22 protein-coding genes are annotated in these 24068 nt (G+C 59.0%); 12 read left to right on the top strand and 10 right to left on the bottom strand.

What is annotated here, in order from left to right; translation table 11 throughout:
- Positions 1-6: 6 nt before the first annotated feature.
- The 4 genes from astB to DD597_RS03225 are packed head-to-tail and all read right to left on the bottom strand — an operon-like array spanning position 7 to position 5054.
- Positions 7-1332 (bottom strand): N-succinylarginine dihydrolase, encoded by a 1326-nt coding sequence (gene astB, locus DD597_RS03240; protein ID WP_022650889.1) that lies wholly within the window; start codon positions 1330-1332, stop codon positions 7-9.
- Positions 1319-2806 (bottom strand): succinylglutamate-semialdehyde dehydrogenase, encoded by a 1488-nt coding sequence (astD, locus tag DD597_RS03235; RefSeq protein ID WP_129255948.1) that lies wholly within the window; start codon positions 2804-2806, stop codon positions 1319-1321. Before astD ends, astB begins: the two co-directional genes overlap by 14 nt.
- Positions 2803-3837 carry an arginine N-succinyltransferase gene (gene astA / locus DD597_RS03230; RefSeq protein WP_022650887.1) on the bottom strand — a complete coding sequence of 345 codons (1035 nt, stop codon included), beginning with the start codon at positions 3835-3837 and terminating at the stop codon, positions 2803-2805. The genes astD and astA overlap by 4 nt, the downstream gene beginning before the upstream one ends.
- The gene (locus DD597_RS03225; RefSeq protein ID WP_022650886.1) at positions 3834-5054 is read right to left on the bottom strand and encodes an aspartate aminotransferase family protein; all 1221 of its coding nucleotides are present in this window, start codon (positions 5052-5054) and stop codon (positions 3834-3836) included. Before DD597_RS03225 ends, astA begins: the two co-directional genes overlap by 4 nt.
- 433 nt (positions 5055-5487) lie before the next feature.
- On the opposite strand from DD597_RS03225, the gene xthA reads away from it, so the two are divergent.
- The 6 genes from xthA to DD597_RS03195 all read left to right on the top strand — a co-directional run bounded on the left by xthA (position 5488) and on the right by DD597_RS03195 (position 11663).
- Positions 5488-6294: an exodeoxyribonuclease III gene (xthA, locus tag DD597_RS03220; protein ID WP_022650885.1), complete on the top strand. Its 807-nt coding sequence runs from the start codon at positions 5488-5490 to the stop codon at positions 6292-6294.
- 6 nt (positions 6295-6300) lie between these two features.
- Complete coding sequence (locus DD597_RS03215; protein ID WP_032628204.1) at positions 6301-6984, top strand: TVP38/TMEM64 family protein; 684 nt, start codon at positions 6301-6303, stop codon at positions 6982-6984.
- Between the two features lie 6 nt (positions 6985-6990).
- Positions 6991-8160, top strand: coding sequence for an ABC transporter substrate-binding protein (locus DD597_RS03210; RefSeq protein WP_072134609.1), 1170 nt, complete (start codon positions 6991-6993; stop codon positions 8158-8160).
- Positions 8133-9662 carry an ABC transporter permease subunit gene (locus DD597_RS03205; RefSeq protein ID WP_047653636.1) on the top strand — a complete coding sequence of 510 codons (1530 nt, stop codon included), beginning with the start codon at positions 8133-8135 and terminating at the stop codon, positions 9660-9662. The genes DD597_RS03210 and DD597_RS03205 overlap by 28 nt, the downstream gene beginning before the upstream one ends.
- Positions 9662-10282, top strand: a complete 621-nt coding sequence (locus DD597_RS03200) for an ATP-binding cassette domain-containing protein (RefSeq protein WP_047653638.1) — start codon at positions 9662-9664, stop codon at positions 10280-10282. The genes DD597_RS03205 and DD597_RS03200 overlap by 1 nt, the downstream gene beginning before the upstream one ends.
- A gap of 73 nt (positions 10283-10355) precedes the next feature.
- Positions 10356-11663, top strand: coding sequence for a sulfurtransferase (locus DD597_RS03195; RefSeq protein ID WP_023324484.1), 1308 nt, complete (start codon positions 10356-10358; stop codon positions 11661-11663).
- On the opposite strand, the gene DD597_RS03190 is transcribed toward DD597_RS03195, so the two are convergent.
- Both DD597_RS03190 and DD597_RS03185 read right to left on the bottom strand, forming a co-directional pair.
- Positions 11660-12277 (bottom strand): CDP-alcohol phosphatidyltransferase family protein, encoded by a 618-nt coding sequence (locus DD597_RS03190; RefSeq protein ID WP_022650879.1) that lies wholly within the window; start codon positions 12275-12277, stop codon positions 11660-11662. The genes DD597_RS03195 and DD597_RS03190 overlap by 4 nt on opposite strands.
- Entirely contained in the window at positions 12267-12839 is a 573-nt protein-coding gene (locus tag DD597_RS03185; RefSeq protein WP_047653640.1) for a carboxymuconolactone decarboxylase family protein, read from the bottom strand. Before DD597_RS03185 ends, DD597_RS03190 begins: the two co-directional genes overlap by 11 nt.
- A gap of 75 nt (positions 12840-12914) precedes the next feature.
- On the opposite strand from DD597_RS03185, the gene DD597_RS03180 reads away from it, so the two are divergent.
- The gene (locus tag DD597_RS03180) at positions 12915-13331 is read left to right on the top strand and encodes a pyrimidine (deoxy)nucleoside triphosphate diphosphatase (RefSeq protein ID WP_023315911.1); all 417 of its coding nucleotides are present in this window, start codon (positions 12915-12917) and stop codon (positions 13329-13331) included.
- Here DD597_RS03180 and DD597_RS03175 read toward each other — a convergent pair.
- Positions 13291-13563, bottom strand: coding sequence for a YnjH family protein (locus DD597_RS03175; RefSeq protein WP_003857857.1), 273 nt, complete (start codon positions 13561-13563; stop codon positions 13291-13293). The two genes, DD597_RS03180 and DD597_RS03175, sit on opposite strands and share 41 nt — an antisense overlap.
- 225 nt (positions 13564-13788) lie before the next feature.
- On the opposite strand from DD597_RS03175, the gene gdhA reads away from it, so the two are divergent.
- A complete protein-coding gene (gene gdhA, locus DD597_RS03170; RefSeq protein WP_045895317.1) occupies positions 13789-15132 on the top strand; it encodes an NADP-specific glutamate dehydrogenase in 1344 nt (447 codons plus the stop codon).
- Positions 15133-15203: 71 nt separating this feature from the next.
- Here gdhA and DD597_RS03165 read toward each other — a convergent pair whose 3' ends face one another.
- The 3 genes from DD597_RS03165 to DD597_RS03155 form a co-directional block, all read right to left on the bottom strand.
- Positions 15204-17111, bottom strand: coding sequence for a DNA topoisomerase III (locus DD597_RS03165; RefSeq protein WP_023324481.1), 1908 nt, complete (start codon positions 17109-17111; stop codon positions 15204-15206).
- A 4-nt stretch (positions 17112-17115) separates the two neighbouring features.
- Entirely contained in the window at positions 17116-18159 is a 1044-nt protein-coding gene (selD, locus tag DD597_RS03160; RefSeq protein WP_045350495.1) for a selenide, water dikinase SelD, read from the bottom strand.
- Positions 18160-18275: 116 nt separating this feature from the next.
- The gene (locus DD597_RS03155; protein ID WP_003857859.1) at positions 18276-18827 is read right to left on the bottom strand and encodes an NAD(P)H nitroreductase; all 552 of its coding nucleotides are present in this window, start codon (positions 18825-18827) and stop codon (positions 18276-18278) included.
- A gap of 167 nt (positions 18828-18994) precedes the next feature.
- Between DD597_RS03155 and sppA the strand changes: the two genes are divergently transcribed.
- The 4 genes from sppA to DD597_RS03135 all read left to right on the top strand — a co-directional run bounded on the left by sppA (position 18995) and on the right by DD597_RS03135 (position 24057).
- On the top strand, positions 18995-20851 hold the full coding sequence (sppA, locus tag DD597_RS03150; RefSeq protein WP_129255947.1) for a signal peptide peptidase SppA: 1857 nt from the start codon (positions 18995-18997) through the stop codon (positions 20849-20851).
- Positions 20852-20913: 62 nt separating this feature from the next.
- Positions 20914-21930: an asparaginase gene (gene ansA / locus DD597_RS03145; protein WP_023303507.1), complete on the top strand. Its 1017-nt coding sequence runs from the start codon at positions 20914-20916 to the stop codon at positions 21928-21930.
- A 9-nt stretch (positions 21931-21939) separates the two neighbouring features.
- On the top strand, positions 21940-22581 hold the full coding sequence (gene pncA, locus DD597_RS03140) for a bifunctional nicotinamidase/pyrazinamidase (RefSeq protein WP_032609018.1): 642 nt from the start codon (positions 21940-21942) through the stop codon (positions 22579-22581).
- A 219-nt stretch (positions 22582-22800) separates the two neighbouring features.
- Positions 22801-24057 (top strand): glycoside hydrolase family 18 protein, encoded by a 1257-nt coding sequence (locus DD597_RS03135; protein ID WP_032665945.1) that lies wholly within the window; start codon positions 22801-22803, stop codon positions 24055-24057.
- Positions 24058-24068 lie beyond the last annotated feature (11 nt).

Genomic DNA, 24068 nt, shown 5'->3' with positions numbered 1-24068 from the left:
GTCTCCTTAGCGCTGGAACGGATAAACCGATCCCAGTTGCAGGATGGTTGATAATGCATCCAGCGCTTCGCGGCCTTCGCGCAGCAGCTGCGGATCAACCAGATCGGCCTGAACCAGACGGTCACGATAATAGCGGTCCACCCAGTCATTGAGGGTATTGAACAGCGTGTCGTTCATCATCACCGCCGGATTCACGGCCTGCAATTCCTCCGGCGTTAACACCACGCGTAGTCGCAGGCACGCCGGTCCCCCGCCGTTGGCCATACTTTCCCGAAGATCAAACACGCGCAGTTCATCAATCGGGTTATCCGCCTGCACCAGTTCGCTGAGATAGCGCCAGACGCCCTGATGGTTGTGGGACTCCTGCGGCAGCACCAGCATCATGCTGCCGTCATCCCGGCTCAGCAGCTGGCTGTTGAACAGATACGTTTCGACCGCGTCCTGCACGCTTACCGCCTGCGTGGGCACCTGAATCGGCATAAATCCCGGCACGCGTTCGCGCAGCGTGGCCAGCAACTTTTCCTGATGGGCAAACGCCTGCTCGTGGCAGAACAGTACCTGACGGTTGGAAACGGCAATGACGTCGTTATGAAACACGCCCTGGTCGATCACCTGCGGATTTTGCTGGGCAAAAATCACCTGAGAAGGATTAACCTGGTTCAGCCGCGCAACCGCCTGGCTTGCGGCTAAGGTTTGTCTCGCCGGATAACGAACCGGCGCGGCGTGGCCGCCCTCTTCCCGTCCATAGATAAACAGCTGCAAACCCGGCTCGCCATAGTCGCCGCCCAGACGGTTGTGGTTTGCCGCCCCTTCATCGCCAAACATCGCGACCTGCGGCAGCGCCGAATGTACCTCGAAATGCGCATCATGATTAAAAATGGCGCGCAGCACGCGCCCGGTGGTCTCCGCTTCGCTGGCGCGGTGGAATTTGTTGTTCAGGTTAGCAACGGTCAGATGCACTTTGCCGTCCAGCGTATCCGCCGACGGCGCAACGGTGGCGGCATTCGCCACCCACATCGAGGAGGCTGAACTGGCTGCGGAAAGCAGGTGTGGCGTCTGCGTGCCTGCTTTTTCCACCACCTGTTCATCCGTACCGCTGAACCCCAGCTGGCGCAGCACGGCCACGTTTGGGCGCTCCTGCGGTGGGATCACCGCCTGCGGGAAACCGGCATCTGACAGCGCCTTCATTTTCAATAGCCCCTGCTTCGCCGCCAGCTTCGGGTTCGAGACCTGGAAACGGTGCTTCGTCGAGGCTTCATTACCGAACGACAGCCCGGCATAGTGGTGCGTCAGCCCCACGAGGCCGTCAAAGTTAACCTCACGCGCTTTCATGGGCGTCACCCTCAGTAAAATCCAGCCCCGGATTCAACGTCTCCGGCAGCGTCAGCGCCGGGGTTTCCAGGCTTGCCATCGGCCACGCGCAGTAATCGGCGGCATACCAGGCGCTGGCGCGATGGTTGCCCGACGCCCCTACGCCACCAAACGGCGCAGTGCTCGCCGCACCGGTCAGCGGTTTGTTCCAGTTCACGATCCCGGCGCGCGCTTCCAGCAGCAGCTGGTCGAATTTCTCGCGATGCGGCGATATCAGGCCGCTCGACAGGCCGTAGCGGGTATTGTTGGCCATCTCGATCGCCGACTCAAAATCGTCATAGCGCCAGACGCACAGCAGCGGGCCAAAGACCTCTTCATCCGGCACGTTGCTCGTCGCACTCATCTCAACAATCCCCGGCGTCAGCAGCGACGTGCCCGGCTGAACCAGCTTCGGCTCCAGCAGGGTTTTCGCCCCGCGCGCCACGTGCTCCTGCCACGCTTTCAGTACGTTCAGCGCCGCCTGCCCGGAGATCAGCCCGCCGATAAACGGCTGCGGCTCGGCATCCCATTTCGCGGGAACCAGACGCGCGCTCACCTCCACCAGACGCTTCAGGAACGCATCCCCCTGCGCGCCGCGCTTAACCAGCAGGCGGCGGGCGCATGTGCAGCGCTGTCCGGCGGTAATGAACGCCGACTGAATGGTCAAGTGGACCGCGGCATCGATATCCTCCGGATCTTCCACAATCAGTGGGTTGTTGCCGCCCATCTCCAGCGCCAGAATTTTTTCCGGTTGCCCCGCCAGCTGACGATGCAGCTGATAGCCCGTTCCGGCACTGCCGGTAAACAGCAGACCGTCAATGTCGCTCAGCGCACTCAGCGCCTGACCGGTTTCACGCCCGCCCTGCACCAGATTCAGCACCCCCGGCGGCAGCCCCGCCTGCTCCCAGAGTTTTACCACTGCTTCTCCGGTTAAGGGGGTTAACTCACTCGGCTTGAAGATGACGGTATTCCCCGCCAGCAGCGCAGGCACAATGTGCCCGTTCGGCAGATGCCCGGGGAAGTTATACGGGCCAAACACCGCCAGTACCCCGTGCGGACGGTGGCGCAGCGTGGCCGCGCCGTCTGGCATCTCGGTATGCTGCTCGCCGGTGCGGGTATGGTACGCCTTCACCGATATCGCAATTTTGTTGATCATCGCCGTGACTTCGGTTGTTGCCTCCCAGCGCGGCTTACTGGTTTCGCAGGCAATGATGCGGGTCAGCTCGGCTTTATTGGCCTCCAGCAGCGCAGCAAATTTCTCAACCAACGCCTGGCGCTCGAAGAATGGCCGTTTCGCCCACGCCGGAAACGCGCGGCGTGCAGCCTGACAGGCCTGCTCAACCTGCCCGGCGCTTGCGTCGTTCCCAGACCAGAGCACCTCCTGGCCGACCGGGTTAGTTTTTGTCCGCGCGTCACCTTCGCCCGTAACCCAGTCACCGTTAATCCATAGAGTCATGCTGTTTTCTCCTCAGGGCAGAGCCGCACCAGGCGAACCGTGTCGCCAGCGTTACATTTCAGGGCATCCAGTTGCGCAGCCGTCAGTACCAGACGCTCGCATGATGGGTTGGTTCGCACCAGCATGGCGCGGAAGTTGGTGTAATTCTCGTTCGAGACCAGGCAGGCTGGCCACTCGCCCGGCGCGGGCTGGCCTTCTGAAACCTCAACCAGGCGGCTTTTACGGATGGCGCGAACGCGGTCAATGTCGCATTCCAGCGTCGGGCCGCCGTCGAAGATGTCGACGTAGTTACGGTAGCGAAATCCCTCTTTCTCCAGCACCGCGCGGGCCGGGGCGGTTTGCGGGTGAACTTCGCCGATCACCGCCTGCGCTTCTGGCGTTAGGAAATGGGTATAAATAGGATGCTTCGGCATCAACTCGGCGATAAACGCCTTCTGACCGGTGCCGCACAGGTAATCCGCCCGGCTAAATTCCATGGAGAAGAAGCGTTCGCCCAGACTCTCCCAGAACGGCGAGTAGCCCGTCTCATCAATCACGCCGCGCATCTCCGCGACCACTTTTTCGTTGAAGCGGTCGCGAAAGGCGGCCATAAACATAAAGCGCGATTTGGAGAGCAGATAACCGTTGCCCTCTTTGCGCCAGTCCGGATCGAGAAACAGGGTGCAGAGTTCGCTGGCGCCGGTATGGTCATTACAGAGGAAGAGCGTCGGCAGCGCGTTGTAAACGTTCAGCTCTTTCGAGGCGTGGACCATCGTGCCGACGCGGTAGTTGTACCACGGATCATTAAGCCCGACGGCCACCTCGATAGCGCAAATCCCCGCCACGGTTCCCGTGTCGGTATCTTCCAGCACGAACACATAGCCCTGTTCGCTTTTTGGCAACGTCCCCTGCCAGGTTTGCAGGGCGCGCTCAATGCGCGCCGACAGCGTTTTTTCATCAGCAGGCAGCGAGGTCAGCCCGCCCCCTGTCTTACCGGCAAGCTGCATAAGCCCGGCGAGATCGCCGTGCGCAACGGGACGGATGACCATCATGATGACACCCCGGACTTCACCTGTTCGCAGGCCAGCGCAAAACGATCTAAGCCAGTTCTGACCTCTTCCTCGCTGACGATCAGCGCAGGGGCAAAGCGCACCACGTTAGCACCGGCAATCAGCACCATTACGCCCTGCTTTGCCGCTTCCTGTGAAATCAGCTTCGCTTTGCCGGCAAACTCAGGGGCAAGCTCACAGCCTATTAACAGCCCCAGACCGCGGATCTCTTTGAACAGGCCAGTTTTGCTGTTAATGGCCGTGAGTCGCTCAACAAACCACTGGTGACGCTGCTTCACGCCGTTCAGCACCTCAGGGGTGTTGATGATATCCAGCACCTGTCCGGCGACAGCGGTTGCCAGCGGGTTGCCGCCGTATGTGGTGCCATGAGTGCCCACGGTCATCACGCTGGCGAATTTTTCGGTGGTCAGCATCGCCCCCACCGGGAAACCGCCGCCGAGCGCTTTGGCTGTTGAGAGCACATCCGGGGTCACGCCATAGTGCATGTAGGCATACAGCTCACCCGTGCGGCCCACGCCGGTCTGGACTTCGTCAAAAATCAGGACCGCGTTATGCCGATCGCACAGCTCGCGCAGCCCTTGCAGGAACGCTTTCTGGGCGGGCATGACGCCGCCTTCCCCCTGCATGGGCTCGACAATCACCGCACAGGTGGTGTCGTCAATCAGCTCGCTGGCAGAGTGTAAATCGTTATACGCCGCATGACGGATATCCGGCGGCAGCGGCGCAAAATCCTGAGAATATGAGGGCTGACCGCCCGCACTGACGGTAAACAGCGTGCGGCCATGGAAAGCATTTTTAAAGGCTACGATGCCGCTCTTATGCGCGCCGAATTTATCGTGCGCATATTTGCGCGCCAGCTTCAGCGCCGCTTCGTTCGCTTCCGCGCCGGAGTTACAGAAAAAGACTTTTTCTGCGAAGGTGGCGTCGATCAGCTTCTTCGCCAGACGCAATGCCGGTTCGTTGGTATAACCGTTGCCGGTATGCCAGAATTTCGCCGCCTGGTCATTCAGCGCCTGCCGCAACGCCGGGTTTGCATGCCCCAGCGCATTCACCGCAATCCCACCTGCAAAGTCGATATACTCTTTGCCCTGCTGATCCCACAGGCGAGAGCCTTCCCCACGTACCGGAATAAAAGCCGCCGGAGCGTATACCGGCATCATCCATTCATCGAAATTTTCACGCGTAACTGACAGAGACATAGCGACCTCATCCGGTAAATAAAAGGTTGTTTAAATGTTAAATAATTGAGTGTTTGCACTGTGAATGTAGATTGCAGCGTTCGTGCCAGCCAGCGATAAAAATGCATAAATGGGTTTGGGTAACAGAATATCAATGAGTTACAATATGGAGATATTCACTTATAATGCATAAATAGTGAATATTTTTACGACAAGCGGCGCTTTGCCGCATGAAAACAAGAAAGAGTATGCAGAGGCCAAATATAATTCTGGAATTGTGATCGCTCGCGAAATTTATCGGTCGTTTACGCCCTGTTCGAGGGCAAAACGCGCCGAAATGGTGCAAATATTGCACCGTTGGCATTATCTGTCGCAGTAATTGGGCGAAGCGGATAACAGACGACGTAAATTCTGCTACCATCCTTGCACTATTCACCTTGCATTGGCAGCGACTATGAAATTTGTCTCTTTTAATATCAACGGCCTGCGTGCCCGCCCTCACCAGCTTGAAGCGATTGTTGAGCAACATCAGCCAGATGTGATCGGCTTGCAGGAGACAAAAGTTCACGACGATATGTTCCCGCTCGAAGAGGTAGCGAAGCTGGGCTATAACGTTTTTTACCACGGTCAGAAAGGCCACTACGGCGTTGCGCTGCTGACCAAAGATACGCCGGTGTCGGTGCGCCGTGGCTTCCCGGGTGACGGTGAAGAGGCGCAGCGCCGCATCATCATGGCGGAAATTCCTTCCGCACTCGGCAATGTGACCGTCATCAACGGCTATTTCCCGCAGGGTGAAAGCCGCGATCATGAAACCAAATTCCCGGCCAAAGCGAAGTTTTATCAGGATCTGCAAAACTACCTGACAACCGAACTCAAAAAAGAAAACCCGGTGCTTATCATGGGCGACATGAATATCAGCCCGACGGATCTGGATATCGGTATTGGCGAAGAGAACCGTAAGCGCTGGCTGCGCACCGGCAAATGCTCTTTCCTGCCGGAGGAGCGCGAGTGGATGGAGCGCCTGCTGGGTTGGGGGCTGGTGGATACTTTCCGCACGGCTAACCCGGAAACGCAGGACCGTTTCTCGTGGTTTGACTACCGCTCTAAAGGCTTCGATGACAACCGGGGCCTGCGTATTGATCTGCTGCTGGCGAGCGCCCCCCTGGCCGAACGCTGCATCGAAACCGGTATCGACTATGACATCCGCAGCATGGAAAAGCCGTCCGACCATGCGCCGGTATGGGCAACGTTCAAGCTGTAAACTTCAGTGAATATTAAAAAAATCAGTCTCCTGTGCGCCCTTCTGGGCGCATTTGTTTTAATTGTTGTTTTGCTTCCACCGGGCATGCTCTCCCTCGACACGCTAAAAATACACCAGCAAACGTTGCTCGCTCGTGTGGAGCAAGCGCCCCTTCAGAGCGCGCTGTTCTATTTTGCGGTTTACGTTCTGCTCTCCGCGCTATCGATCCCCGGAGCCGCGCTTCTGACGCTGCTCGGCGGGGCGCTTTTCAGCCTGTGGGAGGCGACGCTGTTGGTGTCATTTGCCTCGACGCTCGGCGCCACGCTTGCCATGCTCGTCAGCCGTTATCTGCTTCGAGACTGGGTGCAACGGCGCTTTGCCGCACAGATGAGCACGATAGATGCGGGAATGGATCGCGACGGCGCGCGCTACCTTTTTGCCCTGCGCCTGATGCCGTTGTTCCCGTTCTTTCTGGTCAATTTGCTGATGGGGCTAACCCGTCTCAGGGTGTGTCACTACTGGTGGGTCAGCCAGCTTGCAATGCTACCTGCCACCGTCATTTATCTGAACGCCGGACGCGAGCTGGGGAAACTCACCTCGCTGCGCGATATTCTGTCGCCGGGACTGCTGTTCGCCTTTACACTATTAGGGTTATTACCGCTGGTCACTCGCTGGCTGTTTTCCCGTTACATCCCTTCGATTAAAAAGTGAGGCATTATGCGCCGGGTGCGTTTTTGCGCGTTTCTGACGAGTCTGCTGCTGGCAACCTCTGCCTTCGCCGCAGAGAGCTGGCAATCCATTCAGCAACAGGCCACCGGGCAGACCGTCTGGTTTAACGCCTGGGGCGGTGACGAGGCCGTTAACCGCTACCTCGACTGGGTAAGCGGCGAGATGAAAACGCACTACGCCATCAACCTGAAGATCGTTCATCTGGCCGATGCCGCCGACGCGGTGAAGCGGATCCAGACGGAACATGCCGCAGGACGTAGCAGTAACGGGTCGGTGGATCTGCTCTGGGTAAACGGGGAAAACTTCCGCAACCTGAAAGCGGCAAACCTGCTGCTCACCGGCTGGGCGCAAACCCTGCCCAACTGGCGCTACGTCGATACCCGTAAACCGGTAACGGAAGATTTTGCCATCCCGACCGATGGGGCAGAATCCCCGTGGGGCGGCGCGCAATTAACCTTTATCGCCCGTAAAGCGAGTACGCCGACACCACCGGCAGATCCCCACGCGCTGCTGGTATACGCCCGACAGCACCCTGGCAAGGTGAGCTATCCGCGACCGCCGGATTTTACCGGCACGGCGTTTCTTGAGCAGCTACTGCTGGCGCTGACCGCCCATCCGGAGGCGTTAAAAAACGCGCCAGACAGTACCTTTGCGCAGGTCACCGCGCCGCTGTGGGATTACCTTGATACGCTGCACCCCCTGCTGTGGCGCGAAGGAAACGATTTTCCTCCGTCGCCTGCGCGCATGGATACGCTGCTGGCCAGCGGCAGTCTGAACCTGTCGCTCACCTTTAACCCCGCCCATGCGATGCAAAAGGTGGCGAGCGGTGAACTGCCTGCCGACAGCTACAGTTTCGGCTTTCTCAAAGGCATGATCGGCAACGTCCATTTTGTCGCCATCCCGGCAAACGCCAGCGCGAGCGCAGGTGCGAAAGTGGTGGCGAATTTCCTGCTGTCACCACAGGCGCAGATCCGCAAAGCTAATCCTGCCGTCTGGGGTGACCCGAGCGTGCTGGATGGCGAAAAACTGCCTGCGAAAGCGGCAAAACAGCTTCGCGCCTTTACCCCCTCAGGCACGCCTGATGTGCTTCCCGAACCGCACGCCGCCTGGGTTAACGCCCTGGAGCAGGAATGGCTTCGCCGCTACGGAACCCGCTAAGCGGGCTGGTCTGGGCGGCAATGGCGGTCATCTATCTGCCCCTGCTTCCCGCCAGCGGCATGCTGCTGGCCCCGGCGTTTTCTCCCGGCAACTGGGCGACGCTGTTTGCCGACCCGCAGCTGCCGCAGGCGCTGGCCGCCACGCTGGTGTCAGCGCTTATCGCGACGCTGGGCTCACTGTTTATCGCCCTGACCCTGCTTGCGCTTCTCTGGCCGGGTGAAGGCTGGCAGCGCCTGAGCACCCGTTTGCCGTGGCTGTTAGCCGTGCCGCACGTCGCCTTCGCCACCAGCGCGCTGCTGCTGTTTGCGGAAGGGGGGCAGTTTTACCGGATCTGTACAGTCTGTTCGCCGCAGCTTGACCGCTACGGTATCGGGCTTGGCCTGACGCTTGCGGTCAAAGAGAGTGCGTTCGTTCTGTGGACAATCTACGCCGCGCTGCCTGAAAAGCGCCTCGTACAGCAGAAAATTGTCCTGCATACCTTCGGCTACGGACGAATGCAGGCGCTCAACTGGCTCATCCTCCCGGCAATCGCCCCCGCGCTGGGCGCCGTGATGCTGGCGGTGCTCGCCTGGTCGCTTTCCGTGGTGGATGTGGCGATCGTGCTCGGGCCGGGCAACCCGCCTACGCTGGCGGTGCTGGCCTGGCAGTGGCTCACCCAGGGCGATGCGCAGCAGCAAACCAAGGGAACGCTGCTGTGTCTGGTGTTGCTCCTGCTGCTGGCGGCGCTTGCCGCGGTGGGATACGGCTTCTGGACGGCATGGCGGCGCGCCCAGCCTGACCCCTCCGGGGTACGTCGCGCTTCGCATAGTGCGCTGCCCGCACGGGTGCTGGGCGGGTTACTGCCGCTGTGCGGCGTGCTCTGTGCGCTGGTTCTGCTGATGCTGGCACGCCGGGACGACATCGGCCCCGTCAGCGACAGCCTTTCACTGGGACTGCTGTCCAGCCTGACAGCGCTGGCCATCCTCATGCTCTGGCTTGAGTGGGGATCCCAGCGCGGCGCGGTGTGGATCTGGCTGCCGCTCGCCCTCCCGGCGCTGCCCCTCGTGTCCGGGCAATACGCCGTAGCGCTGTGGCTGGGCATCGACGGCCAGTACGCTGCGGTGCTCTGGAGCCATATGCTCTGGGTCCTCCCGTGGATGCTCCTGGTGCTGCAACCGGCCTGGCGCCGGCTCGATCCCCGGCTTATCCTCACTGCCAGAACGCTGGGCTGGCGGCGGGCGAAAATTTTCTGGCTAGTGAAATGCCCATTGATGGTTCGTCCGGCCCTGCTGGCCTTTGCCACCGGCTTTTCCGTGAGCATGGCCCAGTACATGCCTACCCTCTGGCTGGGGGCGGGACGTTTCACCACCGTGACGACGGAGGCGGTCGCCCTCAGCAGCGGCGGCAGCATTCCGATCCTCGCCAGCCGGGCGCTGGGTCTGTTGTTGTTGACCAGCAGCGTATTTGCACTTGCCGCGCTGCTCTCCCGGCTCGTGGGCCGTCACAGACAAGGATTACGTTAATGCTGACCGTGAAAAATCTCACCATTGCGCCGCTCTTCCGTGAGGTCAACTTCCGCGTCCCGGCGGGGGAGATTGTCACGCTGATGGGGCCCTCCGGGAGCGGGAAATCGACCCTTTTCGCCTGGATGGTGGGGGCGTTATCCGCTGATTTTAAGGCGCACGGCGAGCTATGGCTGAACGATCGCCGCTGCGATATGCTCCCCGTGGAAACGCGCGGGATCGGCATTCTGTTTCAGGATGCCCTGTTGTTTGACGCCTTCAGCGTGGGGCAAAACCTGATGCTGGCGCTGCCGGCGCACATCGTCGGGCGCGCCCGCCGCAACGCGGTCGAGCAGGCCCTGGAGACTGCCGGGCTGGCAAACCACTACACCAGCGATCCGGCGACCCTTTCCGGCGGCGAGCGCGCCAGGGTCAGCCTGTTGCGCGCCCTTCTCGCCCAGCCGCAGGCATTGCTGCTCGACGAGCCGTTCAGTCGACTGGATAAAACGCTGCGCGCCTCATTCCGGGCGTGGGTATTCGAGGTCACTCGCCAGCGCAGGATCCCGGTGGTGCTGGTCACGCATGATGAGGACGATATTCCGCCCGGCGGCGAGGTGATTGAGATTTCTCGCTGGCAATAATGTGCTAACGCAATGTTTTTGGCTTCAGGAGAGACGACAATGCCCCCCTCTTTTAATGACGTCAGGTTTTTCGATGAAACGTGTTTCTCAACTGACCGCGCTGGCCCTGATCTGCGGCCTCGCCTCACTCTCCTCCACGGCGGCTGATATGCCCCACTCCCTCACGCTGGCTCAGCTTCAGACGCAAAATGGCGCGGTAATTGATACGCGCATCAGTGCGTTCTATAACGGCTGGCCGCAGACCCTGAGCGGAACGTCCGGGCACGAGCCCGCCGCACTTAATCTCTCTGCCAGCTGGCTTGGGGCAATGAGCGATGAACAGCTCAGCGGCTGGGCAAAACAGCATCGGCTTACGCCAGACATGCCGGTTGCGCTCTATGGCAACGATAATGACAACCAGACCGTCAAAACACGGCTGGAGAAAGCGGGCTTTACCCACGTCTCCACCCTGAGCGATGCCCTGCAACAATCCGACCGTCTGCAACGTCTGGCGCATTTCGAACAGCTGGTTTATCCGCAGTGGATCCGCCAGTTGCAGCAGGGCAAACCCGTTACCGCCGCACCAGCCGGAGAGTGGAAGGTGATCGAGGCTGGCTGGGGTACGCCGAAGCTTTATCTCCTGAGCCACATTCCCGACGCGGGCTATATCGACACCAATGAAGTGGAAAGCGAACCGCTGTGGAATAAGGTCTCTGACGAAAAGCTGAAAGCGATGCTGGCGAAGCACGGGATCCGTCACGATACCACCGTCATTCTGTACGGTCGCGACGTGTATGCCGCCGCGCGCGTGGCGCAGATCATGCTCTACGCGGGCGTGAGGGATGTACGGATTCTGGATGGCGGCTGGAAGGCGTGGTCCGACGCCAGCCTGCCCGTTGAGCGCGGAACGCCTGCAAACGTGAAGCCAGCCCCTGATTTTGGCGCGCCGATCCCGGGCCAGCCGCAGCTGATGGTGGATATGGAGCAGGCCCGGGGAATGCTGCACCGTCAGGACGCGTCGCTGGTGAGCATTCGTTCCTGGCCAGAGTTTATCGGTGAAACCAGCGGCTACAGCTATATCAAGCCAAAAGGTGAAATTGCCGGTGCGCGTTGGGGCCATGCGGGCAGCGACGCGACCCACATGGAAGATTTCCACAATCCGGATGGCACCATGCGCAGCGCCGATGATATTGCCGCCATGTGGAAAACGTGGAATATCCTGCCGGAGCAGCACGTTGCGTTTTACTGTGGTACCGGCTGGCGCGCGTCTGAAGCCTTTATGTACGCCCGCGCCATGGGCTGGCAGAACGTTGCCGTCTACGACGGCGGCTGGTACGAATGGAGCAGCCATCCGCAGAACCCGGTCTCCACCGGGGAGCGCGGACCGGAGAGCGCACGCTAGCGGGGAAGTGACTTCAGCGTGATATAACCGCTCCAGATGCGCGTTGTGGTGGTCAGCCAGCACAACGCGCCAAACACCCATGCAAAGAGCGCGAAATGCGCCGGAAACAGGCTGCACAGCACAAACAGCGCGATGGTCTCTGTTCCTTCCGTTAATCCTCCAATGTAATAAAGCGACTTGTGCGCATAGCCGGGGTTGTCGATATCATGCTTCCCCGCCAGCGCGGCAAAGGCCAGAAAACTGCTGCCCGTCCCCATAAACGCGAAAAGCAGCCAGGCGGCGGCGATCGCATTATCAGCCGGAGCGGCCAGCGCAAAACCAAACGGCACCAGGGCGTAAAACAGGAAGTCGAGGGCGATATCAAGAAATCCTCCCGCGTCCGTCAGGCCACGGCGACGCGCCAGCGCGCCGTCCAGACCATCCAGCAGCCGGTTCAGCACAATGGCGATCAGCGCCGCCGGATACCAGCCCAGCGCCAGAAAAGGTAACGCCAGCACGCCAATCGCAAACCCGGCGAGCGTTAAGCCATCAGGCGTGATAAACGGTTTATCCAGCGCGGCGGCCAGCTGATTTAACCCGGGTTTCAGCCGGGGGTGCAGATGTTTATCCAGCATGTGGTTTACCTTTAAACGTGGCGCACAGCCCCTGAGTCGGGATATCCAGCGCGGCGTTAAAGCGGGCGGAAAGATTCTGAAAGGCAATCAGAGCCGTCATTTCGGTGATGGTCTCTTCCGTAAAGTGGCGCTTCAGCAGGCTTTTGATATTTTCATCCACCTTAGGCGGCGTGGCGGTGACCGCTTCCGCATAGGCCAGCGCCGCGCGCTCCTCTTCGCTGAACAGGGTGGAATTTTGCCAGTCGCTGACGGCCTGCACTTTATCCAGCGCCCCGCTCCGCTCGGCCAGACGCAGGCTGTTGGCATCAATACAAAATGCGCAGTGGCAGATCTGCGAGACCCGCGTCATTAGTAGCGATCGGAGAACCGGGGTCAAACGCGCCTTGCGCCGCTCCAGATAGCCGACAAACAGCGCCACCAGCCAGAAAAGACGCGGCATACGCCCCCACCAGCGAGTGGGGTTCAGCACCGCGCCGAAGTGTTTTTTCTGCATGGCGGCGATGGGGCTAAGGCTGACGGGAAGGGTTTCCATGGGCGCAACCCAGGCGGATATCTCTTTCACCTGATTCTCCTGATGACTGGACTCTTTGGAAGGGCACGATAATATGTCGTTTTTCGCTATTAATTATTGACGAACATGCTGAAAACACTCGATGTGGTTGCGGCCATCCTCGAAAATGAGGGCAAGATTTTGCTGGCGCAGCGTCCCGAACATGCCGATCAGCCAGGAATGTGGGAATTTGCGGGCGGGAAGGTTGAAGCCGGTGAGACCCAGCCGGAAGCGCTGATCCGCGAACTGCGCGAAGAGCTCGGCATTGAGGCCGTGCCCGCGCGGTATGTGGCAAGCCACCAGCGGGAGGTGTCGCAGCGGCTGATTCACCTCCACGCCTGGCATGTGCCTGAATTTAGCGGTGAGCTGAAGGCGCATTATCACTCGGCGTTGGTATGGTGTACGCCAGAAGACGCGTTCACGTATGATTTAGCCCCGGCGGATATACCGCTGCTGGAAGCGTTTATTCTTTTACGCGACGCCAGACCAGCGGGTTTGTACTGAGGGTGCGTTCATCACGCTGGCACTGCAACAGCACGCCATCCGCCCTGACCACTGCGCCTTCGGAATAGTTTTGATCCTGATAGATACAGCACTGATTACACGGCTGCGCACGCTGGCCGCCAGCGCTAAAGACCTCTGGCGGCACGTTAACCTCGACATCCGGGCGAATGCGATCAGCCTGTGCCCCGGCGGACACCATCAAACATAACGCGGCCATTGCGTAACGGTTCATAGACTTTGTTTCCTTTGCATCGTTTATATCTATAACGGTCGATCCGGACGGGATCTTTAATGTATCTCGTCATCGCTTTTAGTTATGACGCGCGCCCTGTCATTAATTTCCCTTGCAGCATAAATTTCTGCTTGCCTCTCAAAGCGGTGCGGGTGGTATAGTCAAAAAAACGACACAAAACATCTCCGCCACACGCATAAATTATTATAAGAGGTTCTTATATCTATGGATCAGACACGCTCTCTGGAAAGCTTTCTTGCCCATGTTCAGCAGCGCGACCCGCACCAAAGCGAGTTTGCCCAGGCCGTTCGTGAAGTCATGACCACCCTGTGGCCCTTCCTTGAGGAAAATCCGCGCTACCGCCAGATGGCGCTGCTTGAACGTCTGGTAGAGCCAGAGCGCGTCATCCAGTTCCGCGTGGCGTGGGTGGACGATCGCAATCAGGTGCAGGTCAACCGCGCATGGCGCGTGCAGTTTAACTCCGCCATTGGGCCGTTTAAGGGCGGGATGCGCTTCCATCCTTCGGTGAACCTGTCGATTCTGAAGTTCCTCGGCTTCGAGCAGACCTTTAAAAATGCGCTCACTACCCTGCCGATGGGCGGCGGTAAAGGCGGGAGTGATTTCGATCCGAAAGGCAAGAGCGAAGGCGAAGTGATGCGCTTCTGCCAGGCGCTGGTCACTGAACTCTATCGCCACCTTGGGCCGGACACCGACGTTCCCGCCGGAGATATCGGCGTGGGGGGTCGTGAAGTGGGCTTTATGGCCGGGATGATGAAAAAGCTCTCCAACAACAGCGCCTGCGTCTTTACCGGCAAAGGTCTGTCGTTTGGCGGTAGCCTGATTCGCCCGGAAGCGACGGGTTACGGTCTGGTCTATTTCACTGAAGCGATGCTTAAGCGTCACGGGCTGAGCTTCGAGGGGATGCGCGTGGCGGTCTCCGGCTCCGGCAACGTGGCGCAGTACGCTATCGAGAAAGCGATGGCGTTTGGCGCGCGCGTGGTTACCGCCTCCGACTCCAGCGGCACCGTAGTGGATGAAGCGGGCTTTACGGCAGAAAAACTGGCGCGTCTGTGTGAAATCAAAGCCAGCCGTGACGGTCGGGTAGCGGATTATGCCCGTGAGTTTGGCCTGACCTATCTGGAAGGTAAACAGCCGTGGGGCGTGCCGGTGGATATCGCCCTGCCGTGCGCGACGCAAAACGAACTGGACGTGGATGCCGCCCGGACGCTGATTAGCAATGGCGTGAAAGCGGTGGCCGAAGGGGCGAACATGCCAACCACCATCGACGCCACGGACCTGTTCCTGGACGCGGGCGTGCTGTTTGCACCAGGCAAGGCGGCGAACGCTGGCGGCGTGGCAACATCCGGTCTGGAAATGGCGCAAAACGCCGCGAGAATGAGCTGGAAGGCTGAGAAAGTGGATGCCCGTCTGCACCACATCATGCTGGATATTCACCACGCCTGCGTGGAGTATGGCGGCGAGGCGTCTCAAACCAACTACGTGCGCGGGGCGAATATCGCCGGGTTCGTGAAGGTGGCGGATGCGATGATTGGGCAGGGTGTGATTTAAGGTTTATATCGTGCGGCCGGGTGCCCTCACCCCGGCCCTCTCCCATAGGGAGAGGGTGAAAACCGGGCGTATCAGGCCGCGCTTTTCTTCTTTTTAAACGGTTTCTTCGCACCCGCGCCTGGTGCAACCATCCCTCTGAAGCGCTTCACCGGCGTGCTGCGCGCCTGATCGATCAGCTGGTAAAGCGTCCCCACCAGCGGCTGCATAAAGTCCTGATAGCGGCACTGCTTCTCGCTAATCTGCGTCAGCACCGATTCCCAGTGCGCGGTCATGTCCGGCCTGGCGGCCAGCTCCGGCAGGGAATGAATCAGCGCGCGCCCCGGCTCGGTCGAATGGATATAGCGCCCCTTTTTCTCAAGAAAACCGCGCTTAAAGAGCAGCTCGATGATCCCCGCGCGGGTTGCTTCCGTACCCAGACCGTCGGTGGCGCGCAGGATCTTCTTCAGATCTTTATCCTGCACAAAACGGGCGATCCCGGTCATGGCCGAAAGCAGCGTCGCATCGGTGAAGTGGCGCGGCGGCTGGGTCTGTCGTTCAACCACCTCCCCCTTCTCGCACAGCAGCTCGTCGCCTTTGGCCACGACCGGCAGCGGCGTACCGTCGTTCTCTTCGTCACGCTCTTTGTTGCCGAGCAGCGTGCGCCAGCCCGCTTCCGCGAGGAAACGCGCTTTGGCGATAAATTTGCCTTTGGCAATTTCCAGCTCAATAACGCACTTGCGGAAAACCGCGTCCGGGCAGAACTGCATCAGATACTGACGCGCGATCAGGTTATAGACTTTTGCTTCGTTGTCGGTCAGGTTGACGTTGCTGGTGCGCGCCGTCGGGATTATCGCGTGGTGGGCATCGACTTTTTTATCGTCCCAGCAGCGGTTATGGGTATCCGGGTTTACCGCCGGTTGCGGCAACAGATCCGGCGCATGGACACCAATGGCGTTCATCACCGAGTGGCGTCCGGCGAAGTGTTCCTCCGGCAGATAGCGGCTGTCCGAACGCGGATAGGTGATCAGCTTGTGGGTTTCATAGAGCTTCTGGCAGATATCGAGCACGTTCTGCGCGCTCAGGCCAAACTTTTTCGCGGCCTCGATCTGCAACGCCGAAAGGGAGAACGGCAGCGGTGCGGGCTCTGATTCCCGTTTGTCGTTATAGCTGGTGACTATCGCGGGTTGGCCGGTAATGCGGTTAACCACGTGCTCCGCCAGCGGACGATGCAGCAGCCGTCCCTCTTCGTCCTGATATGACTCACAGGCATCGCTCGGCTGCCAGACGGCGGTAAAGCGTTCGTCTTTCGGCGTGACGATATGCGCTTTGACTTCGAAGAAGTCTTTGGCGACGAAATTTTCGATCTCTTCGTCGCGACGCACCACCAGCCCCAGCACCGGGGTTTGAACACGCCCAACAGAGAGTACGCCCTGATAGCCCGCATTGCGTCCCAGGATGGTGTAGGCGCGGGTCATGTTGATCCCGTACAGCCAGTCCGCGCGGGCACGTGCCAGCGCGGACACACACAGGGGAATAAATTCGCTGTTGGCGCGCAGGCGCGAAATCGCGCGCTCCACCGCCTGCGGGTTAAGGTCGTTGATCAGGCAGCGCTGCACCTGCTGACGCTTTTCCGGCGCCAGCTCCAGGTAGTCCAGCACTTCATCGACCAGCAGTTGCCCTTCCCTGTCCGGGTCACCCGCGTGGACCACTTCCGTCGCCTCATGCAGGAAACGCTTAATGACGTTGAGCTGTTTGGTGACGGAAGGACGCGGTTGCAGACGCCACTTTTCCGGCACAATCGGCAGATCGTTGAGATTCCAGCGGGCGTAGCGGCTGTCGTAGACATCCGGCTGCGCCTGTTCAAGCAGGTGACCGATACACCAGGTGACCACCTGCCCGTTACCGCATTCGATAAAGCCATCACCTTTGCGATGCGGCTTGGGCAGCACGTCGGCGATGGCTCGCGCCAGACTCGGCTTTTCGGCAATAAACAACCGCATCGAATTAACGGATCTCAATCATCGGGCGGCCACCGCGGGCGGTCACCAGCTCGCCAATGGCCGTCAGGGTGATGCCAAACTCGGCAGCCGTCGCCTGAACGTCAGCTTCAGCTTCCGGCGTCACCGCCAGCAGCAGACCGCCGGAGGTTTGCGGATCGCACAGCAGGTTACGCCATGCTTCCGGCATTTCGCCCATTAAATGGCCGTAGCTGGCGAAGTTGCGCTGCGTCCCGCCCGGCACCGCGCCCTGAGCAATGTACTCTTCCACGCCCGGCAGTTTCGGCACATCCTGATACCAGATCTGCGCCTGCACGCCCGCGCCCTGACACACTTCAGAGAGGTGCCCCAGCAGACCAAATCCGGTCACGTCGGTCATGGCCTTCACGCCGTCGATATTGGCGAATGCCGCACCGGCGAGGTTCATCTGACACATAACTTCCGTTGCCAGACCGATATGCTCGGGCTTCAGCAGGGATTTCTTCTCGGCAGTGGTCAGTACGCCAATGCCCAGCGGCTTGGTGAGGAACAGTTTGCAGCCCGGTTGCGCCGTGCTGTTGCGCTTCACGCGTTCGGTGGGCACCACGCCGGTGACGGCCAGGCCGAAGATCGGCTCCGGCGCATCGATAGAGTGACCACCGGCCAGGGCAATACCCGCCTGCTGGCAGGCAAAGCGTCCGCCTTCGATCACGTCGCGGGCAATCTCAGGCGGGAGGTTGTTAATCGGCCAGCCCAGAATGGCGATCGCCATGATCGGTTTACCGCCCATCGCAAAGATATCGCTGATGGCGTTGGTGGCCGCAATGCGTCCGAAGTCGAATGGGTTGTCGACAATCGGCATAAAAAAGTCAGTGGTGCTGATAATGCTGGTGCCGTTACCTAAGTCATAAACCGCTGCATCGTCACGCGTTTCGTTACCGACAAGCAGGTTCGGGTCGACAAACTTCGCCTGCTCACTGTGCAGGATGGTCTCCAGCACTTTCGGGGAAATTTTACAACCGCAACCGGCTCCGTGGCTGTATTGCGTTAAACGAATGGTTTGCTCGCTCATGGACGTCTCCTGTCATCTCAATCGCGCTATGGTAGCGCTCATTCCATAAAGAGGTAAGTATGACTGTCTGAATTCTGCGGCGGATGCTCAGAATCCAGACAGTTTAGCGCGGGTAATTAAAAACGGCTGACGAAAGGCGTGGTGTCCGGCACGCTGATGGTGCTGGAGGCTTTAAGCTGCGGGGTGCCGAGATAGAGGAAGCCGACAATTTTATCGTGCTCGCCACAGGCAAAGCCATCACGCACGACCGAACTTTCGGTCAGCGGTCCGGTGCGCCAGATGCCATTGAAGCCCTGCGCGACGGCGGCCATTTGCATTGCCATTACCGCGCAACCGGCAGACATCTCCTGCTCCCAGACCGGCACTTTATGATCGGCCTGGCATTTTGCGACTACCGCGATGATCATCGGCGCACGGAATGGCGCGTTGCGGGCTTTATCAATCCCCTTCTCATCCTGGCCTGCGGCAACAGCCCCCTGCTCCAGCAGCTGGCTGAAGCGGCCGCGCCCTTCGCCTTCAATCACAAAGAAGTGCCACGGCTGCAATGTGCCATGGTCCGGCGCACGCATTCCGGCACGCAGAATGTTTTCCAGCTGCTCGCCGACGGGTGCCGGTTCGGCCAGGCGGGAAGCGCTACGACGGTTAACAAGCAGTTCAAGTGCGTCCATTGGTTAACTCCTTTCATGAAATTTACTCACAAAATTAACACGACAGCAGAATTTGTTACAGCGTGGCAGGCGATTCCTGCTGACAAGTGGCGGTTGGGTCATTACGATAACCGCACATTACCGTCCCGTGGCGACGGAAACAGTCCTTTTCTGGTTAGGGAGAATACATGCGAACCCTTTGGCGAATCATTGCCGGTTTCTTTAAATGGACGTGGCGACTGCTCAACTTCGTCCGCAACCTGGTGATGAACATCTTTTTCATCTTCCTGGTCCTGGTATGCGCTGGTATCTGGATGCATATCAGCAACGCAAACCAGTCGCAGCATTCGACGCGCGGCGCACTGTTACTCGATATCACCGGGGTGATTGTTGATAAGCCATCGACCAGCAACCGTCTGGGCGTGATTGGCCGCCAGCTGTTCGGCGCAACGTCAGACCGTCTCCAGGAAAACTCCTTGTTTGATATTGTCGACACCATCCGTCAGGCCAAAGACGATCGTAACATTACCGGTATCGTACTTGACCTGAAAGATTTTGCCGGCGCCGATCAGCCGTCAATGCAGTACATCGGTAAAGCGCTGCGCGAATTTCGCGACAGCGGTAAACCGGTTATTGCCATTGGCGACAGCTACACCCAGGGGCAATATTATCTGGCGAGCTTTGCCAATAAGATCTGGCTTTCGCCACAGGGCACGGTCGATCTGCATGGCTTCGCCACTAACGGTCTGTACTACAAATCGCTACTCGACAAGCTGAAGGTCACTACCCACGTCTTCCGCGTCGGGACCTATAAATCCGCCGTGGAGCCGTTTATCCGCGATGATATGTCCCCTGCTGCCCGTGAAGCGGACAGCCGCTGGATTGGTGAGCTGTGGCAGAACTACCTCGGCACCATTGCCGCTAACCGTCAGATTACCGCTGAGCAGGTCTTCCCGGGCGCGCGCGGCGTGCTGGACGGCCTGCGCAAGGTGGACGGCGATACAGCGAAATACGCGCTTGATAACAAACTGGTCGATCAGCTGGGTTCCAGCGCTGAAATTGAAAAAGCGCTGACCAAACAGTTCGGCTGGAGTAAAGAGGATAAAAACTACAGCGCCATCAGCATGTATGACTACGCCGCGAAAAAGCCGGACGACAGCGGTGACAGCATCGCCGTGGTGTTTGCTAACGGGGCCATTATGGATGGCGAAGAAACGCCGGGGAACGTCGGCGGGGACACCACCGCGTCGCAGATCCGCGATGCGCGCCTGGATCCGAAAGTGAAGGCAATTGTCCTGAGGGTGAACAGCCCTGGCGGCAGCGTCAGCGCCTCTGAAGTGATCCGTGCTGAACTGGCCGCCGCGCGCGCCGCAGGCAAGCCGGTAGTGGTCTCGATGGGCGGCATGGCGGCTTCCGGGGGGTACTGGATCTCGACGCCAGCCAACTACATCGTGGCTAACCCAAGCACGCTGACCGGCTCGATTGGCATCTTCGGTGTGATCAACACCGTTGAGAACAGCCTGGATTATCTCGGCGTCCACACCGACGGCGTTTCCACCTCGCCGCTGGCAGACGTGTCCGTTACCAAATCCCTGCCGCCTGAGGTGTCTGAGATGATGCAGCTCAGCATTGAGAGTGGCTATAAACGTTTCATCACGCTGGTTGCGGACTCCCGTAAAAAGACGCCAGACCAGATTGACCAGATCGCGCAGGGCCACGTCTGGACCGGCCAGGATGCGAAGAGCAACGGTCTGGTAGACAGCCTGGGTGATTTCGACGACGCCGTGAAGAAAGCGGCGGAGCTGGCGAAGCTCAAGCAGTGGCACGTGGACTATTATCAGGACGAACCGACGTTCTTCGATATGGTCATGGACAGCATGTCCGGCTCCGTCCGCACCATGCTACCGGAAGCGCTTCAGGCGTATCTGCCGGCGCCGGTGGCGACCGCGGCGAAAGCCATGAAAGCGGAGAGCGACAAGCTCGCAGCCTTTAATGATCCACAGAGCCGTTACGCGTTTTGCCTGACCTGCGCGAACGTGCGTTAAAAACCGTCCCCTCTTCCCGTGAAGAGGGGATTTTTTCTTTTGAAGAACAAGAACTCATTACCATGCAGAAGAAATCAATATATGTCGCCTATACCGGCGGTACCATCGGTATGCAGCGCTCAGAAAATGGCTATATCCCGGTTTCCGGCCACTTGCAGCGCCAGCTGGCGCTGATGCCTGAATTTCACCGTCCGGAAATGCCGGACTTTACCATCCACGAATATGAGCCGCTGATGGACTCCTCCGACATGACGCCGGAAGACTGGCAGCATATTGCGGACGATATTAAAGCCCATTACGACCAGTACGACGGCTTCGTGATCCTTCACGGCACCGACACCATGGCGTTCACCGCCTCGGCGCTCTCCTTCATGCTGGAGAACCTGAGCAAGCCCGTCATCGTGACCGGTTCGCAGATCCCGCTGGCGGAACTGCGTTCAGACGGGCAGATCAACCTGCTTAACTCCCTGTACGTGGCCGCTAATTACCCGATCAACGAGGTAACGCTGTTCTTCAACAACCGACTGTACCGCGGGAACCGTACCACTAAAGCGCACGCCGATGGCTTTGACGCTTTTGCCTCACCTAACCTGCAACCGCTGCTGGAAGCGGGGATCCATATCCGTCGTCTGGGCACGCCGCCCGCGCCAAATACCGCAGGCGAGCTGATCGTTCACCCCATTACCCCGCAGCCGATTGGCGTGGTGACGATTTACCCGGGTATTTCCGCCGACGTGGTGCGCAACTTTCTGCGCCAGCCGGTGAAGGCGCTGATCCTGCGCTCCTATGGTGTGGGTAACGCCCCGCAGAACGGTGAGTTCCTTAAGGAGCTTCAGGAGGCGAGCGATCGCGGGATTGTGGTGGTCAACCTCACCCAGTGTATGTCCGGCAAGGTCAATATGGGCGGCTACGCCACCGGTAATGCTCTGGCTCACGCAGGCGTGATAAGTGGTTTCGATATGACCGTTGAGGCAACACTGACTAAACTTCACTATTTACTGAGTCAGGATCTGGATATTGATTCCATTCGCCGCGCCATGATGCAAAACCTGCGCGGTGAACTGACGCCGGACGAATAAGGAGATCCCATGAAGCAACGCGCCCTGTTACTGGTCGATTTGCAAAATGATTTCTGTGCGGGTGGTGCGCTGGCCGTCGCGGAAGGCGACAGCACCGTAGACGTCGCGAATTCGCTGATTGCGTGGTGTAAAGCTCGTGGTGAAGCGGTGGTGGCGAGTCAGGACTGGCATCCGGCAAACCACGGCAGCTTTGCCAGCCAGCACAACGTTGAGCCTTTCAGCCAGGGCGAACTGGACGGGCTGGCGCAAACCTTCTGGCCCGATCACTGCGTGCAGCAGACGGAAGGCGCTGAGCTGCATCCGCTGCTGAACCAGAAGGCCATCGACGCGGTGTTCCACAAAGGTGAAAACCCAACCATCGACAGCTACAGCGCGTTCTTTGATAACGGTCATCGTCAGAAGACGGCGCTGGACGCGTGGTTGCGCCACCATGAGATCACCGAGCTGATTGTGCTGGGCCTGGCGACGGATTACTGCGTGAAGTTCACCGTGCTGGATGCGCTCCAGTTGGGCTATACCGTGAATGTCATCACCGACGGCTGTCGCGGGGTGAATATTCAGCCGCATGACAGCGCTCAGGCGTTTATGGATATGGCCGCAGAAGGCGCAACGCTGTATACGCTGGCTGACTGGATGGAGACGCAGGCGTAAGCTTTTTAGCCGGGTGACGGCTTCGCCTTACCCGGCCTACTTTCTCTGGTTTTGTAGACCGGGTAAGCGTCAGCGCCACCCGGCATTTCTTCCCCAATCCCCATAAAGTGAACTCCCTCGCATCACAAGCGAAACGGCGATGCTATTCTCTCGAGGCTGTTTTTTCGCCACGCCTTTTCTGTGGCGTGGTTATTTTTATTCAGTCAAAGAGGAAATTATATGAAACGTTTGCCCTTGCTGGCAGCATTACCCTTGCTTTGCGCGTCACTGGCTTCCGCTGCGCCCCTGATGTCCGTGGGTTACTTCAATGGCGGTGGCGATGTTACCGCCGGACCGGGTGGCGATATTCATAAACTCGACGTGCGCCAGATCACCCACCTCAACTACTCGTTTGGTCTGGTCTATAACAACGAGAAAGACGAAACCAACGCCGCGCTGAAAGATCCGGCAAAACTGCATCAAATCTGGTTATCACCCAAGGTGGCATCCGATCTGGCGTTACTTCCTCAGCTTCGTAAACAAAACCCGAACCTGAAAGTCCTGCTTTCCGTTGGCGGCTGGGGCGCGCGAGGTTTTTCTGGCGCAGCGGCAACCAAAGAGAGCCGCGCGGTGTTTATTCGCTCCGCGCAGGAGATCGTCAGTCAATACGGCCTGGACGGGATCGATCTCGACTGGGAGTTCCCGGTCAACGGCGCGTGGGGACTGGTCGAGAGCACTCCAGCCGACCGGGATAATTTCACCGCGCTGTTAAAAGAGATGCGTGACGCGTTTGGTAAGAAAAAGCTGGTCACGATTGCGGTGGGCGCGAATGCGGAAAGTCCGAAAAGCTGGGTGGATGTGAAAGCCATTGCCCCCCTGCTTGATTACATCAACCTGATGACCTACGACATGGCGTACGGTACTCAGTATTTTAACGCGAATCTGTATGACTCCAGCGACTGGCCAACGGTTGCTGCCGCAGACAAATACAGCGTCGATTTTGTGGTGAATAACTATCTGGCCGCCGGGCTGAAGCCGCAGCAGATGAACCTCGGAATTGGTTTCTATGGGCGCGTGCCGAAACGTGCCGTAGAGCCAGGGATCGACTGGAGCAAACCAGACGCGCAAAACAATCCGGTGACGCAGCCCTACTTCGGGCCGCAGGAACTGAGCCTGTTCAAATCGCTTGGCTATGATCTGACCAAAGATACCTATGTGAAATACAACGATATCGTCCGCAAGCTGCTGAACGATCCGCAAAAACGCTTTACCGAGCACTGGGACGAACAGGCGAAGGTGCCGTGGCTGTCGGTGAAATCTGCCGACGGGAAGGCGCTGTTTGCGATTTCCTATGAGAACCCGCGCTCCGTGGCGATCAAAGCGGATTACATCAAGGAGAAAGGACTTGCCGGCGCCATGTTCTGGGAGTATGGGGCTGACGACGAAAACCAGCTCGCGAAACAGCTGGCGGAGTCGCTTGGGATCCTGCATCAGTAGTAAGACAATCA

Origin of the sequence: Enterobacter cloacae complex sp. 677-3DZ2D5B, assembly GCF_004136695.1 — a bacterium.
Taxonomy (GTDB): Bacteria; Pseudomonadota; Gammaproteobacteria; order Enterobacterales; family Enterobacteriaceae; genus Enterobacter; species Enterobacter hormaechei_C.
The sequence above is the reverse complement of the archived record's forward strand: the minus strand, read 5'-3'. Positions and strand labels throughout refer to the sequence as shown.

Excerpts from the sequence above, each read along its gene's own strand:
- astA (WP_022650887.1), bottom strand. The coding sequence starts at position 3,837 with ATGATGGTCATCCGTCCCGTTGCGCACGGCGATCTCGCCGGGCTTATG.
- DD597_RS03155 (WP_003857859.1), bottom strand. The coding sequence starts at position 18,827 with ATGGACGCACTTGAACTGCTTGTTAACCGTCGTAGCGCTTCCCGCCTG.
- DD597_RS03225 (WP_022650886.1), bottom strand. The coding sequence starts at position 5,054 with ATGTCTCTGTCAGTTACGCGTGAAAATTTCGATGAATGGATGATGCCG.
- pncA (WP_032609018.1), top strand. The coding sequence starts at position 21,940 with ATGAAGCAACGCGCCCTGTTACTGGTCGATTTGCAAAATGATTTCTGT.
- selD (WP_045350495.1), bottom strand. The coding sequence starts at position 18,159 with ATGAGCGAGCAAACCATTCGTTTAACGCAATACAGCCACGGAGCCGGT.
- sppA (WP_129255947.1), top strand. The coding sequence starts at position 18,995 with ATGCGAACCCTTTGGCGAATCATTGCCGGTTTCTTTAAATGGACGTGG.
- DD597_RS03165 (WP_023324481.1), bottom strand. The coding sequence starts at position 17,111 with ATGCGGTTGTTTATTGCCGAAAAGCCGAGTCTGGCGCGAGCCATCGCC.
- xthA (WP_022650885.1), top strand. The coding sequence starts at position 5,488 with ATGAAATTTGTCTCTTTTAATATCAACGGCCTGCGTGCCCGCCCTCAC.
- DD597_RS03200 (WP_047653638.1), top strand. The coding sequence starts at position 9,662 with ATGCTGACCGTGAAAAATCTCACCATTGCGCCGCTCTTCCGTGAGGTC.
- astB (WP_022650889.1), bottom strand. The coding sequence starts at position 1,332 with ATGAAAGCGCGTGAGGTTAACTTTGACGGCCTCGTGGGGCTGACGCAC.
- DD597_RS03195 (WP_023324484.1), top strand. The coding sequence starts at position 10,356 with ATGAAACGTGTTTCTCAACTGACCGCGCTGGCCCTGATCTGCGGCCTC.
- astD (WP_129255948.1), bottom strand. The coding sequence starts at position 2,806 with ATGACTCTATGGATTAACGGTGACTGGGTTACGGGCGAAGGTGACGCG.
- gdhA (WP_045895317.1), top strand. The coding sequence starts at position 13,789 with ATGGATCAGACACGCTCTCTGGAAAGCTTTCTTGCCCATGTTCAGCAG.
- ansA (WP_023303507.1), top strand. The coding sequence starts at position 20,914 with ATGCAGAAGAAATCAATATATGTCGCCTATACCGGCGGTACCATCGGT.
- DD597_RS03175 (WP_003857857.1), bottom strand. The coding sequence starts at position 13,563 with ATGAACCGTTACGCAATGGCCGCGTTATGTTTGATGGTGTCCGCCGGG.
- DD597_RS03135 (WP_032665945.1), top strand. The coding sequence starts at position 22,801 with ATGAAACGTTTGCCCTTGCTGGCAGCATTACCCTTGCTTTGCGCGTCA.
- DD597_RS03190 (WP_022650879.1), bottom strand. The coding sequence starts at position 12,277 with ATGCTGGATAAACATCTGCACCCCCGGCTGAAACCCGGGTTAAATCAG.
- DD597_RS03205 (WP_047653636.1), top strand. The coding sequence starts at position 8,133 with ATGGCTTCGCCGCTACGGAACCCGCTAAGCGGGCTGGTCTGGGCGGCA.
- DD597_RS03180 (WP_023315911.1), top strand. The coding sequence starts at position 12,915 with ATGCTGAAAACACTCGATGTGGTTGCGGCCATCCTCGAAAATGAGGGC.
- DD597_RS03210 (WP_072134609.1), top strand. The coding sequence starts at position 6,991 with ATGCGCCGGGTGCGTTTTTGCGCGTTTCTGACGAGTCTGCTGCTGGCA.